Source organism: Luteibacter jiangsuensis (assembly GCF_011742555.1).
Classification (GTDB): domain Bacteria; phylum Pseudomonadota; class Gammaproteobacteria; order Xanthomonadales; family Rhodanobacteraceae; genus Luteibacter; species Luteibacter jiangsuensis.
On the sequence record NZ_JAAQQR010000006.1, the window covers coordinates 115,589 to 128,463 of the forward strand.

Here is a 12,875-nt window from a genome sequence, read left to right on the forward strand (position 1 = left end):
GTCCCATACCCGGTGACACGGGGCGCCTCACGCGGGTTATCCCGTCACTGTCCCAGAAGCCACGTGCCCCCCCGATAGGCTGACGCTTCACTCATAGTCCCACGGACCTGCCTCAAAGACCGTTTCGCCGTTTTTAAACTCACGAATCCATGTATGGCGAAACTCCTCCCCCAACCCCCGGGCCTCGAAATGAGCGTCCGGTAGGAGCTTTGCCACCCTGCCGAGTACGTCGCACAAGTGTGCGGAATGGAGGCGGAATGGTGCCTGCCCTGAACTGAACGCCAATTGCAGGTCATCAAGCACAACCTCGTGGATGCCATCCTTAACCAATAGCGCGAGGACCTGATCCTTGATGGCAGTCCAGTCGATCGGCTCACCGTAGCCAATCTCTTGAATGTGAAGCACGCAGTCAAAACTCACGACAAACTCCGTTGTTAGCCAGACTATTGAATATAAGGTCCGATGCGTTCGTATATACACTTTATGAAAGCGCGATAAAGAAGCGTCTTCGCGCATTTCCGGGGACTGCGGCTCGCTATTCGGACGGTGCGGCCACGGCGGTGGGTGGAAGGCTCCTACAACGCCTCCATACGCACGAGGAACGAATCGCGACGCGTTCTGTGGGAGCCGGCTACGCCGGCGATCCCGCGGTAGCGGGCACGCATGCCGCGAGCACCCATCGCCGCTGAAGCGGCTCCCACAAGAGCGCGACGCGACGGTCTCGCAGCGTCCCCACCTACCGTCGTGCCTTCGAAAGCAGGCGCCCAGCGCCTCGGTCGGGAAGAAGCGAGAGCACATCATCGGCTCGTGCTCCGGCTCTCCCAACAACAACCCACACCGTCCGTCGCCACACCACGGCAAAGGCGCCGATGCGAGGCCGAACAGGCGAGCCCACCCTACCCCGGCATGGCAGCCGCCAACACCGGCTTCGCCCAGTCCGGAGTAAGACGCAGCGTTGCCAGGTCCGTCGGCCGGACGAGCGTGCCTCCTTCGATGTCGGCCAGCAGGGTCGGATCGGGGATCGCTTCGCCACGGGCGACATCGACACTGTTGTCGTACACCTGTAGAAAGGCGATGGACGGCATGAGCGCCACGAGGTTTTCCAGTGCGGAGACATAGCGCTCGCGAATCTTCGCTTCCGGAATGTCGTGGCCGCCCGCCGCCACGCGCGCCTTCACCCGGGCGATGTGCTTCTCCGGACAGGACAATCCGCAGAACCACATCAGCACGTCGTGCGTGCGCGACGCCTCGGCGATTTTCGCGGGCACGGTGCGCCCGCCGAGCGTGGTTTCGAAGGCGTAGGCCGCGCGCTCGGCGATCGCATCGTCGAAACGCCGCATGCCTTCCTGCCATGCCATGGCATTGGCTTCGGTCTGGCCGCAACCGGTCGACGCAACCAGTTCCCGCGCGAAGGCATCGGGATTGAACCAGTCCAGGCCGGCCTGCCGCAGACGGTATCCGCCGATCGAACTCTTCCCTGCTCCGTTGACGCCAGCGAGAACGTAGAGGACAGGCCGCCCCGTCAATGAGACTCCCCGGCCTTGACCTTGCCGGCCAGCGTGGTCGGACCCTGCATCAGCGCGCGCAGCCGCTCGTTGGCGTCGTCGGCCTGCAAGGAGGCCAGACGTTCGTCGAATCGGCGGCGAAGCGTGTCGAGGGCCGACGCCTGGCGCGCACCGGCATCGTCGAGCGCCCTGAGGATGAGGCCGTATTCCTCGGCCGAGAGAATGACCGCCTCGGGTTCGCTGTGATTCGTGACGACCACCTTGCCCTTGCGCCCGATCGCGCGCATGACACCGCGCCAGCCCAGTTTCTTCACGTCGGAAGCTGGCGTGCGGGGCAGATTTTCGAGGGGATCGAGCTTGAGGGTCAGGGCCATCGTCGGATCCTGTAGGACTCATGGTCAATATACCCTAAATTCCCTTTTTGGGCCATGACAATACACCCTCCCCCGACATGGACGGCGCCATCCTCGCGTCACCCTGACTGAGCTGGAAAGCCCATGACTCCTCTGGACAAACCCCTGAAGCGCGAACTGGACGTCGACGGCCAGGCGTACACGCTGACCATCGATCCCGACGGCCTGAAGCTCGTTGGCAAGGGCAAGCGCAACGGCATTTCGCTGGCGTGGAAAGACGTGCTCAGCGGCGACGCCGGACTGGCGGCAGCGTTGCAGGCGTCGGTAAAGCACTGAGCCATTCCGCATCGTGGCGGCATATAACTTTCGGCCTAGGTCGCATGGCAGGCCCGGTAGAAGCACTTATCGGGTGTCTCTGGCACGGTGTTTGCGGCGACAATAGCGGGCTTGGTCGCCAAGGCAGCAACACACAGCGACCTTTTCTTCACCATCGGCACCGGGATTTCGCTCCGGAACGCCGGAATGGAGCTGGTTGGCAGGATGAAACTGAATTCGACGACACGCCCGTGCGCAGCACGGGTGCCAGGGATGCGTTTGTGCTTCGCGCTCGCGCTGGCCCTCCACGGGCCCTTAGCCGCCGCGGCGGCCGCCCCGGCGGACCGCGATGCCTTGCTGGCCAGGGCCCGTCACGAACGCGACGAGGGACAGCGCGTCGATGCGCTTGCGCATTGCCAGGAAGTCCTCTCGCGATGGCCGAACGACCCGGAAGCGCAGGCGCTAAACGTCACTTTGTTGACGGAACTGGGCGCCAGCGCGCGCGCCGGAGAATTGGCGGCCACGCTCCGACCTGGACTCTCGCCAGCCGACACCTATCGCCTTCGGGCGGATCGCGTCGCTAAGGAGATCCGCTGGGCCGACGGCGAGCCCGCCGATCCGTTCCACCCCTACGTGGAAGCCGACAAGTCCGTGGAAGACGCCCGGCACGTCGCCGATGACCCGTCGTTGCCGGCCGACCTGCGCCGGCGCGCCGGCTTCGACCTGCTCGTGGCGCTGGCGCGCGCGGGCCATGCGGACGAAGCCGTTTCCCGTTACGACGCCCTTCGCGCAGAAGGCATAACGCTGCCCCCGTATGCGGAGCGCGCAGCCGCCGACGCGTTGCTGGCAAAGCGCCGCCCCGCCGAGGCGGTCACACTTTACGAAGACAGCATCGCGAAGGACCCCGGCCCGTACGACCGCACGGAGAGCGAGCCGCGCATCGGGCTCATGTACGCGTATCTCGAATCCGGGCAGACGCAAAAAGCCTTCCGCACCATCGACGATCTCGCCGCGAAAGAACCGCAGTGGGTACGCGTGCGCGGCATCGCCGCACCGGCGCAGAACCAGCGCAAGGTCGACGCCGACCTGAACGCCGCCGCCGTGCGCGACTACGTGGAGATGCATGCCGATGCCTATGCGCGGCTGGAGCCATTGAATCGCGAGGCGCCCGCAAATGCGCAGCTGCGCAGCGAACTCGGCATGGTGGAGCTGGCCCGCGGATGGCCGCGGCGCGCCCGCGACGACTTCGATATCGCCCTCACGCTCGACCCGCGCGAGGCCGGCGCTTATATCGGCAAGGCCAACACCGCACGCGTGCTCAACGACTACGCAGCCGTCGATGCCGACCTGGACACGGCGCACGCGCTCGCCTCCCGCAACCAGCGTGTCGATCGTGCACGGGAATCGTGGGAGCGCGAGCGCGGCTGGCAGTTCGATATCGACAGCGAACGCGGCAAGGGCTCCAGCCCGGATTTCGGCGATCGCGACGCCACCACCCAGGCGACCATCGCCAGTCCGCTCATCGACAACCATTGGCGTATCGTCGCGCTCGGACGCTATTCCACCGCCGAGCTTCCCGAAGGCGATGTGCGCCGGACACGGGCGGGCGTCGGCATCCGTGGCTACGCCTATGGCTTCGAGGGCTACGTGCAGGCCCTGCCCTCCGCCGACCGCTACGTCGGCAAGACGGCGACCGAGGCTGGTTTCAACTGGTCGCTGTCGGATCATTGGTCCTGGGCGGCCGACTACAGCACGGCGGGCGACGACACGCCGCTTCGTGCGCAGTACTACGGCATCTCCGCGAAGACGCTGGATACGGCGGTCACCTGGCGCGCCAGCGAACTGACCCAGGCACGCATCGGGCTTTCGCGCGACCGCTTCAGCGACGGGAACCGGCGCAACGGGTGGCTGGCAGCCGTCGTGCAGCGTCTGCACACCGCCCCCAACCTCTCGCTGGACGGTGGCGTGGAAATCGGCGGCTCGACGAATTCGCGAACCGACCGGCCCTACTTCAATCCCCGCCGCGATCGCAGCTACGCCCTGACCGGACGTCTGCAGAACCTGTTGGGCCAGTTCTACGACCGCAGCGTCACCCAACGCATCGACGTCGCCGTCGGCCAGTACGCCGAACGCGGCTATGCCACCGACTGGATGGCCAGCGTTCGCTACGGGCAAGTGATCCAGACGGGGCCCGGCTTCAACGTCGGCTGGGGCCTGGGCTGGCACAACCAACCGTACGACGGACGGCGCGAGCACCGCGTCGTCCTCGACCTGACGCTGCACTGGGGAGAATGAGAACGATGCGCCCGCTGTTGATCCTGCTGGCCCTGCTTGGGTTTGCGCTTCCCGCGTTCGCGCAACCGGTCGCCGCCGTGCGGCCGGCCCTGATCGTGCTCGCGTACCACGATGTCCGTGACGACGTCGGGACCCATGGCGACCGCGATCCGGACGCTATCAGTACCGACCACCTCATTTCCCACTTCGACTGGCTCAAGGCGAACGGTTACCACGTCGTCAGCCTCGAACAGGTGGTGCAGGCGAGCCACGGCGGCGCTCCGCTGCCGAAGGACGCCGTGCTGCTCACCTTCGACGATGGCCTCGAGAGCTTCTACACGCGCGTGTATCCCCTGCTGCGCGCGTACAACTATCCCGCCGTGCAGGCACTGGTCGGCTCCTGGATGGACCTGGCCGACGGCAAGCGCATGCCCTACAACGGCAGCGATTGCGACCGCTCCTGTTTCCTCACCTGGGACCAGGTGGCGGAAATGCACCAATCCGGACTCGTGGAGATCGCCTCGCATTCGTGGGCCATGCACCAGGGCCACGACGCGAATCCGCAGGGCAATCTTCTGCCGACCGCGGCGTCGCTGAGCTATGACGATGCGAAGCACCGGTACGAAACGGTCGACGAATACCGCGCACGCATCCGAGACGACCTCGAACACAGTTCGCGGGAGATCGAACAGCACATCGGCGTGCGGCCGCGGGCCCTGGCGTGGCCGTACGGCGAGTACACCCGGATCGGCCGCGACGCGGCCGCCGAGGTGGGAATGACAGTCACCTTCAGCCTGAGCGACAGCAATCCCGATCTGGAGCCGGGGCGAACCGTGCCGCGCCTGCTGGTGAGCGACAACGTCACCGCGAACCGGCTCGGCTGGCTCATCCGCCACCAGGCCAGGATCGATCCCGCGCGCGTGGTGCAGGTCGATCTCGATTACGTGTACGACCCCGATCCGGCGCAGCAGGACCGCAACCTGTCGAAGCTGCTGGACCGCATCAAGCGCATGAATCCGACCGACGTCTGGCTGCAGGCGTACGCGGACCCCGATGGCGACGGTGTCGCCGACGCGGTGTACTTCCCCAATCGCCACCTGCCCGTGCGGGCCGACCTGTTCTCGCGGGTGTCATGGCAGCTTCGCACCCGCGCCGGCGTGCGGGTGTACGCATGGATGCCGGTGCTCGCTTTCCGTTTCCCCGGCAAATCACTGCCCACGCTTGCCGGCGAGCCCAAACCCGGCGGCGACCACTATCGCCTCGCACCGTACGATCCGAAGGTGCGGGCCCTGATCGGCGACGTGTACGAGGACCTGGCGATGCACGCCGCCGAAGCCGGCGTGCTGTATTCCGACGATGCTTACCTGCGCGACACGGACAACCTCGGTCCGTGGGCGCACAACACCCCGGCCCAGAACACCCAGGCGCTCATCGATTTCACGCAGGAACTGACGGCCCGCATGAAGCTGTGGCGTCCGCAGCTCCGCACCGCGCGCAACATCTACACCCGTCCGATTGTGGAACCCGCCGCGGAAGCCTGGTTCGCGCAGAGCCTTGCCGCCTTCAATCGTGCCTATGACATGACCGCGGTCATGGCCATGCCGCAACTCGACGCCCAGGCCGACCGCCTGGGCTGGTACCGCAAACTCGTGGCCGCCGTGAAGGCGACACCCGGGGCCATGGACAAGACGCTGTTCGAATTCGCGACGCAGGACTGGCGCACGCACCGGCCCGTCCTTGCGCGGGACATCGCCACGCGCATGCGCACCGTGCAGGCCCTGGGCGTGCGCCATATCGGCTACTACCCCGACGATTTCCTCAACGACCGCCCGGCCCTGGAAGTCATTCGACCCGCCATTTCCTCCGCCGACTACCCTTACCCGGAGCCTGCGCGATGAACGGTGGCATCCTTCACGCCCTGTTGGAGTTCGCGTTCTATTACCCCTTGGTGATGTCGCTTTTCTGGATGAGCGGCGGCGTCATCTACTTCATGCGCTGGGAGCGACGGGAGCCCCCGCGCGTGCACCCCACCCCGTTGCCGGAATATCCGCTGGTGAGCCTCGTGGTGCCCTGCCACAACGAGGGCGAGCAGGTGCGCGAGACCATCGCCCACCTGGCCTCGCAGCACTACCCGAACTTTGAAATCATCGCCATCAACGACGGTTCCACCGACGACACCGGCGCGCAGCTCGATCAACTGATGGCCCAGTATCCCTCGCTGCGGGTCATCCACATGTCGAGCAACCAGGGCAAGGCCATGGGCCTTCGCGCGGCCGCGCTCGCTTCGCGTGCCGATTTCCTCGTGTGCGTGGACGGCGATGCATTGCTGGACGACTACGCCACCCACTGGATGATGATGCACATGCTCGACAGCCCGCGCGTCGCGGCCGTCACGGGCAACCCGCGCATCCGCAACCGCTCCACCCTTCTGGGGAAGGTGCAGGTCGGCGAGTTCTCGTCGATCATCGGCCTCATCAAGCGCGCGCAGCGCATCTACGGACGCATCTTCACCGTATCGGGCGTGATCGCCTGCTTTCGCAAGAGTGCCTTGCACGACGTCGGCTACTGGAACACCGACATGGTCACCGAGGACATCGACGTGAGCTGGCGCCTGCAGATGCGGCACTGGGAGATTCGCTACGAACCCAATGCGCTGTGCTGGATCCTCATGCCCGAAACCTTCCGCGGCCTGTGGAAGCAACGCCTGCGCTGGGCACAAGGCGGCTCGGAGGTATTGCTTCGCTACACGCGCCGCCTGTTCAAGTGGCGCCAGCGGCGCATGTGGCCGGTAGCCTTCGAGTACATCACCAGCCTGGCCTGGTCGTACACGATGGCGGCGATCATCGTGCTCTGGGTGCTGGGGCAATTCGTTCCACTGCCGCCCGCACTGCATGTCCAGACGCTCCTTCCGCAGTGGCATGGCGTGGTGCTCGGCGTGATCTGCCTGTCGCAGTTCCTCATCAGCCTGCTGATCGACCGCCGCTATGAAACGCGCATCGGCCGGAACTACTACTGGATGATCTGGTACCCGCTGGTGTACTGGCTGCTCAATACGGCGACGTCGGTGGTCGCGTTTCCCAAGGCGTTGTTCAAGCGCCGCGGCACGCGCGCCATCTGGGTCAGCCCGGACCGGGGACTGCGATGAAAGCCGAAGCCATCATCATCCAGCGGCCGGAGCGCCAGTCGCACACTCAACGCGCCGCATTCGCCACCCTTACGGTTTTCGCCTGGCTCTTCTGGGCCTTCCTGTGGCTGCCCTTGTTGACCCTTCTCGCCTGGGCCTTCGGGGTGCGCACTGCGTGGGTACAGCTGCATGTGTTCGATCTTGTCGACAACGGTGGGGACATCAACGTCATTCTGATCGTGGCCGTGGCATGCGCCACGATCTTCTTCTCCTGGTCCCGATACAATCACGCGCGCTTCGCCGGCAAGCAGAAGCGCCGTGGAAACAAGCCGGTCGGCGTGGCGCAGACGGCGGCAGCGATCGGGGCGTCCACGGAAGATGCCCTGAAGATCCAGGCCCACCGCCGCGCCGTGATCAGCGTTTCCGCCGATGGCTTCATGACCCTGGACGATGCCGCCTGAGCGAAACGCTCAGACGGCTTTCAGGACGAATACTGCGAAGGCCGGATCCGGCGAGATCCAGGAACGTTCCACCTCCCATCCGCCGTCCGCCGCGAGGCGGGCGAACGACGCTGGCGTGAACTTGTGCGAGTTCTCGGTGTGGATCGACTCGCCGGCGGCGAACGCGAACATCTGTCCGGCCACCGTGACGCGCTGCGCCTCACGGCTCACCAGGTGCATTTCAATGCGTTCGCAAGCCGGATTCCATACGGCGCGATGCTCGAACGCCTGCGGGTCGAAATCGCCGCCCAGTTCGCGGTTGATGCGTACCAGCACATTGCGGTTGAACGCTGCGGTTACCCCCTCCGCATCGTCATAGGCGGCCAGCAGCACGTCCAGCGCCTTCACCTGGTCGGCCCCGACGATGAAGCGAGCGTCGTCGCCGAGCCGTTCGCGCACCGATCGCAAGAGCGCCACCGCTTCCTCCGGCGTGAAGTTGCCGATGGTCGAACCCGGAAAGAAGGCGACCACGGGTCTGCCGGCGAGCGAGGGCGGCAGCTCGATCGCCTGGGTGAAATCGCCCACCACCGGCTGCACCGCCAGGGACGGGTAGGCCTCGCGCAATCGTGCCGTCGCACCTTCAAGCGCATCGGGGCTGATGTCTACCGGCACATAAGCGGAGATCCATGGCGCCGCGTCCAGGAGCATGCGCGTCTTGTCGCTGGCGCCGCTGCCCAGTTCGAGCAGCACGGCGCCCTGCGGTATCGCCTCGGCGAGCGCCGGTGCGATCTCGCGCAGCAGCGCCGTCTCCGTGCGTGTCGGATAGTATTCGGGCGTGAGACAAATGGCTTCGAAGAGCTCCGAGCCGGTGCCGTCGTAGAAATATTTCGGCGAGAACGCCTTGGGTGACGACGAGAGTCCCGCGAGGGTATCGCGCAGGAAGGTCAGCTGCTCGCGGTCCGGAGAATTCCCCGCGTCGCGCGCGAGACGCACTCCGCCGAACATCCAGCGTTGTCCGTGACGATAGAAGTTGCGGTACGACACACGCGAATGACCTGGCGGCGTCACGCTGGCACCACCGCGCAAGACCATCTGGCCGCTCATGAACTTGCCGTTGTATTCGCCCACGGCATCGTCCGCCGCGCGGAAGCCGGGATACGGCGTATAGGCGCTCGACGTCCATTGCCAGGCCACGTCGTCGACCTGCTCGAGATCGTTGCGCGTGCGCATGGCGTGCTCCCATTCGGCCTCGGTAGGCAAGCGCGCCCCGGCCCAGCGCGCGAATGCCTCGGCCTCGTAGTAGCTGATGTGCGTCACCGGCGCGTCCGGATCGACGGGCCGCCAGCCGCCCGGCGTCATGTGCGACCAGGCCTCGCCGTCGTGCTGCCAGTAGAGCGGCGCTTCCCAGCCTTCGGCCTGGCGCTGGGCCCAGCCATCGGACAACCAGAGATCGGGCCGACGGTATCCGCCCAGCGCCATGAAGGCCAGCCATTGGCCGTTGGTCACCAGCCGGTCGGCGATCTCGAAGGGTTCGAGCCACACCGTGTGCACAGGCCCTTCGTTGTCGAAGGCGAAGGTCTCGTCGCTCGCGCCGATGCGGACAGGGCCGCCGCCCACTGGACGGAAGCGCCCCGAGGGGCCTGGTTCCGGAGCCTTCCAGGAAGGATCGAAAGGCGGCTTGAGCGGAGACTGCGCGAACAGGTGCTGCACGTCCATCACGAGCAGTTCCTGATGCTGTTCCTCGTGTGCGAAGCCCAGGCGCACCAGCGCCTGCAATTCCGCGGAGAGGTCGGCGGCCAGGAGGGTGCGCATGTGCCTGTCCACGTGGTGGCGATAGGCAAGCACGCGCGGCACGGCCGGACGGGTGAGCAACCCGCGCAGCGGCCTCGGGTGGCGAGGGCCGACGGCTTCGTAGTACGAGTTGAACAGATAGGCGAAGTCGGTGTCGAAAACCTGGTAACCGGGCACGTTCGGCCCGAGCAGGAAAGTCTCGAAGAACCATGTGGTGTGGGCGAGGTGCCACTTGGCCGGACTGGCGTCGGGCATCGACTGCACGACCATGTCTTCCGGTCCGAGCGATGCCACGAGTGCCTCGGTGCGGGCACGGACCGCGTCGTAACGCTCCGCGAGGGAAAGCAGGCCGTCGCGGCCATGCATGGAGGCGCCGGGCGCCATGGATGTATCGACAAGGGCTTGCATGGGGGCTCCCTGGTGGAACGATCAGTCCCGGATACGCTTGGGCGCATGCGGCTGGATCGGACATCCTGCGACCCACGCAGGGCGAATCCAAGCCGACAAACGGGAACAGGTGACGTTACCGATTCGCAAAGATGTTTTCTTGCACTGCCCCATCGCTTTTGACACGCCGCACCATGATTTCCTGGGAACGGCTTAACACCTTGGGGGCCGGGCGGCCCCTAACATCCTTCCATGGCTCTAAATTTCCCGCCCACACGGCCGATATGACTAATGTGTTGCAGGTGGCGGGAGGTTCGCCATGAAGTACCCAGTCGTCGCGGCGAGCATTATCGCGGCCCACGTGGCGGCGCTTGTCCTCGTGCCCGACCTGGGCATGGCCATCTCATACACGTTCTTCTTCTCCGTGACCGGCCTTGCCATGGTCGGCGTGGCAGTCGCATGGCGGCGGTCGGGTACGCCGAGGGACCGCCGGTGGTGGCTGCTGCTGGCCAGCCTTGCCCTGTGGGCGGTGGGCATGTCGCTCTCGGCGCGGCAGAACTACGTGCTGGAAAATTCCAATCCGGCGCCCGGCGACAGCATGTTCTTCTACATCCTGTACGTGCTGCCGGTGCTCGTGTCCGTCTCGTCGGCCCCTGTGGCGGCGCGCAAGAAATGGGCGATGGCCATCGACCTGGTGCTGGCGTCGCTGCTCGGCGTGCTCTTCTACATCCGCACGTTCTCCATCGTGTCCCTGGAAGGGGCCGTCGGCACGCAGGCTGCGGTCGATGTGGCCTATATGCTCGACTTCGAGAACAGTTGCCTCGCCGTGGCCGCGCTGCTGCGTTATCTCGCCACGGACCGGGCGGACGATCATTTCTATTTCCGCGGCGTCAGCGCCTTCTTCGTCACTTACGCGCTTTCCGGCTATTTCTACAATCACTACGTCGCACTGGGCGGGCATCCCGAGTTCGGCACCTCGCCATGGGACGTCCTGCTCGACGTGCCGTTCCTCGCCCTCTTCCTGGCCACCACCACGCGCATGCCGCAGCGTTACTGGCATGCCCCGGTGTATCTGGTGCGCTTCGTGCAGAGCGCCAGTCCCACGTTCCTCGCCATGAGCGTGCTCGGTTTTGGCTTGATGGTGATTCCGGGTTATCCGGTCCTCGGCATCGGCGCCGCCATCGCGGCCGTGATCGGCATCGGGCTGCGCGGCACGCTGGCCCAGGTGGATCTGGTGGAAGAAGAATTCCGCCTCGTCCGCAGCCGCGACGAGTTGCAGGGGCTGGTCTTCGTCGACAGCCTCACCGGCCTGGCCAATCGCCGCGCACTCGACGAACGCCTGCTGCACGAATGGCATCGTCCAGGCCAGCAGGCCCCGATCGCCCTGCTCATGATCGACGTGGACCACTTCAAGGAATTCAACGACCGCTTCGGGCACCTCGCGGGCGACGAATGCCTGCGCACCATCGCTTCCGCGCTGTTGCGCCGGGGCCTGCGCGCGGGCGACTTCATCGCCCGCTTCGGCGGCGAGGAATTCGCGGTGGTGGCGCCCGGCACGAACCTGCCGGACGCCGTCGCGCTCGCCGAAGAGCTGCGCCATGAAATCCAGTCGCTGTCCATCGTGCACCCGTTCAGCCCGGTCGGCGTCGTGACCATCAGCGTCGGCGTGGCCGCCGCCAACGCGAGTTCGGAAAGCGGCCCGCTGGATCTCCTCAACGCGGCCGACCGCGCCCTCTACCGTGCGAAGCAGGCCGGGCGCAATCGCGTGGGCAGCCAGGAAGACGGGCGCATGAACACCGTGCGCCTGGACGGTTCGCGCTACATCGGCTGATCGCTGGCCACCGTAGGAGCGCGCCCTGCGCGCGACATGTTTTGAGGCCGTGGCTCGGAGCTGGCGCGCAAGGCTGCAAACTGGGGCGAAAAGCGGTCGCGCGCAGGGCGCGCTCCTACCAGGCGAGACCGCTGCAGACACCATGACGGCGGATGCCTTAACCTCGTTGCCCCGAGAACTGCGCCACCTGGAACCTTGAGCACGCCATTGGATACGCTGGCCGCACCGTGGCGGCACGAGGAAGAGATCAGGAAAAGCCGGTTCCTCGCCCAGGCCGCCCCTGTGGATTCGCCTGCCGCGGCCCTGGCATGGCTCGACGCGAACGGCGATCCGGCAGCCACGCACAACTGCTGGGCGTATCGCATCGGCGACGCCTATCGCTTCAACGACGACGGCGAACCCGGCGGTACCGCGGGGCGGCCCATTCTCGCCGCCATCGACGGGCAAGGCTGCGACCGCGTGGCCGTACTGGTCACGCGCTGGTACGGCGGGATCAAGCTCGGCGCGGGCGGCCTCGCCCGGGCCTACGGCGGCAGTGCCGCCGAATGCCTGCGCCTCGCGCCGCGGACGCCCATCGTGCCCGTCGGGCACCTGGCGCTGCGCTGCGAGTTCGGCGAGCTGGCCCTGCTCGACGCTCGCCTTCGCGAGATGGGAGCGACGGTGGAAAGGGAAACGTTCGAGGCGGACGGCGCGACGCTGACGGTGGCGGCACCGCTGGATGCGCTGGATTCGATCGTTTCGCGGGTGGTGGACCTCACCCGCGGCCGGGTGCGCCCCCGCCGCCTGGACTGAAGCCGTTTCGCAGGAATTCGCGGTTGAATACCGTACCGGGCGGCCCCATCCGTTCCCGAATTG

The 12,875-nt window shown here is 66.1% G+C and carries 11 protein-coding genes; 7 read left to right on the forward strand and 4 right to left on the reverse strand.

Features of this window, described 5'->3' with window-relative positions; translation table 11 throughout:
• Positions 1–87 precede the first annotated feature (87 nt).
• The 3 genes from HBF26_RS13955 to HBF26_RS13965 all read right to left on the reverse strand — a co-directional run bounded on the left by HBF26_RS13955 (position 88) and on the right by HBF26_RS13965 (position 1,879).
• A complete protein-coding gene (locus HBF26_RS13955; RefSeq protein ID WP_167127655.1) occupies positions 88–420 on the reverse strand; it encodes a hypothetical protein in 333 nt (110 codons plus the stop codon).
• A 476-nt stretch (positions 421–896) separates the two neighbouring features.
• A complete protein-coding gene (locus HBF26_RS13960) occupies positions 897–1,526 on the reverse strand; it encodes an ATPase (protein WP_167127657.1) in 630 nt (209 codons plus the stop codon).
• Positions 1,523–1,879: a type II toxin-antitoxin system prevent-host-death family antitoxin gene (locus HBF26_RS13965; protein ID WP_167127660.1), complete on the reverse strand. Its 357-nt coding sequence runs from the start codon at positions 1,877–1,879 to the stop codon at positions 1,523–1,525. The genes HBF26_RS13960 and HBF26_RS13965 overlap by 4 nt, the downstream gene beginning before the upstream one ends.
• A gap of 123 nt (positions 1,880–2,002) precedes the next feature.
• Here HBF26_RS13965 and HBF26_RS13970 point away from each other — a divergent pair, with 123 nt between their 5' ends.
• The 5 genes from HBF26_RS13970 (at position 2,003) to pgaD (ending at position 8,032) form a co-directional block, all read left to right on the forward strand.
• Positions 2,003–2,194 carry a hypothetical protein gene (locus tag HBF26_RS13970; RefSeq protein ID WP_167127663.1) on the forward strand — a complete coding sequence of 64 codons (192 nt, stop codon included), beginning with the start codon at positions 2,003–2,005 and terminating at the stop codon, positions 2,192–2,194.
• Positions 2,195–2,446: 252 nt separating this feature from the next.
• Complete coding sequence (pgaA, locus tag HBF26_RS13975; protein ID WP_167127666.1) at positions 2,447–4,468, forward strand: poly-beta-1,6 N-acetyl-D-glucosamine export porin PgaA; 2,022 nt, start codon at positions 2,447–2,449, stop codon at positions 4,466–4,468.
• A gap of 5 nt (positions 4,469–4,473) precedes the next feature.
• The gene (gene pgaB, locus HBF26_RS13980) at positions 4,474–6,345 is read left to right on the forward strand and encodes a poly-beta-1,6-N-acetyl-D-glucosamine N-deacetylase PgaB (protein ID WP_167127669.1); all 1,872 of its coding nucleotides are present in this window, start codon (positions 4,474–4,476) and stop codon (positions 6,343–6,345) included.
• Positions 6,342–7,592 (forward strand): poly-beta-1,6-N-acetyl-D-glucosamine synthase, encoded by a 1,251-nt coding sequence (gene pgaC, locus HBF26_RS13985; protein WP_167127672.1) that lies wholly within the window; start codon positions 6,342–6,344, stop codon positions 7,590–7,592. Before pgaB ends, pgaC begins: the two co-directional genes overlap by 4 nt.
• On the forward strand, positions 7,589–8,032 hold the full coding sequence (gene pgaD, locus HBF26_RS13990) for a poly-beta-1,6-N-acetyl-D-glucosamine biosynthesis protein PgaD (RefSeq protein ID WP_167127675.1): 444 nt from the start codon (positions 7,589–7,591) through the stop codon (positions 8,030–8,032). Before pgaC ends, pgaD begins: the two co-directional genes overlap by 4 nt.
• A gap of 9 nt (positions 8,033–8,041) precedes the next feature.
• On the opposite strand, the gene egtB is transcribed toward pgaD, so the two are convergent.
• Positions 8,042–10,210, reverse strand: coding sequence for an ergothioneine biosynthesis protein EgtB (gene egtB, locus HBF26_RS19900; protein WP_167127678.1), 2,169 nt, complete (start codon positions 10,208–10,210; stop codon positions 8,042–8,044).
• 298 nt (positions 10,211–10,508) lie between these two features.
• Here egtB and HBF26_RS14000 point away from each other — a divergent pair, with 298 nt between their 5' ends.
• Together HBF26_RS14000 and HBF26_RS14005 are read left to right on the forward strand one after the other, a co-directional pair.
• Positions 10,509–12,020 carry a GGDEF domain-containing protein gene (locus HBF26_RS14000; RefSeq protein WP_167127681.1) on the forward strand — a complete coding sequence of 504 codons (1,512 nt, stop codon included), beginning with the start codon at positions 10,509–10,511 and terminating at the stop codon, positions 12,018–12,020.
• A gap of 195 nt (positions 12,021–12,215) precedes the next feature.
• A complete protein-coding gene (locus tag HBF26_RS14005; RefSeq protein WP_167127684.1) occupies positions 12,216–12,812 on the forward strand; it encodes an IMPACT family protein in 597 nt (198 codons plus the stop codon).
• Positions 12,813–12,875 lie beyond the last annotated feature (63 nt).

What these genes read in the sequence shown, in the direction of transcription:
- pgaB (WP_167127669.1), top strand. Translation starts at nt 4,474, where the DNA reads ATGCGCCCGCTGTTGATCCTGCTGGCCCTGCTTGGGTTTGCGCTTCCC.
- HBF26_RS13970 (WP_167127663.1), top strand. Translation starts at nt 2,003, where the DNA reads ATGACTCCTCTGGACAAACCCCTGAAGCGCGAACTGGACGTCGACGGC.
- pgaD (WP_167127675.1), top strand. Translation starts at nt 7,589, where the DNA reads ATGAAAGCCGAAGCCATCATCATCCAGCGGCCGGAGCGCCAGTCGCAC.
- HBF26_RS13965 (WP_167127660.1), bottom strand. Translation starts at nt 1,879, where the DNA reads ATGGCCCTGACCCTCAAGCTCGATCCCCTCGAAAATCTGCCCCGCACG.
- pgaC (WP_167127672.1), top strand. Translation starts at nt 6,342, where the DNA reads ATGAACGGTGGCATCCTTCACGCCCTGTTGGAGTTCGCGTTCTATTAC.
- egtB (WP_167127678.1), bottom strand. Translation starts at nt 10,210, where the DNA reads ATGCAAGCCCTTGTCGATACATCCATGGCGCCCGGCGCCTCCATGCAT.
- pgaA (WP_167127666.1), top strand. Translation starts at nt 2,447, where the DNA reads ATGCGTTTGTGCTTCGCGCTCGCGCTGGCCCTCCACGGGCCCTTAGCC.
- HBF26_RS14000 (WP_167127681.1), top strand. Translation starts at nt 10,509, where the DNA reads ATGAAGTACCCAGTCGTCGCGGCGAGCATTATCGCGGCCCACGTGGCG.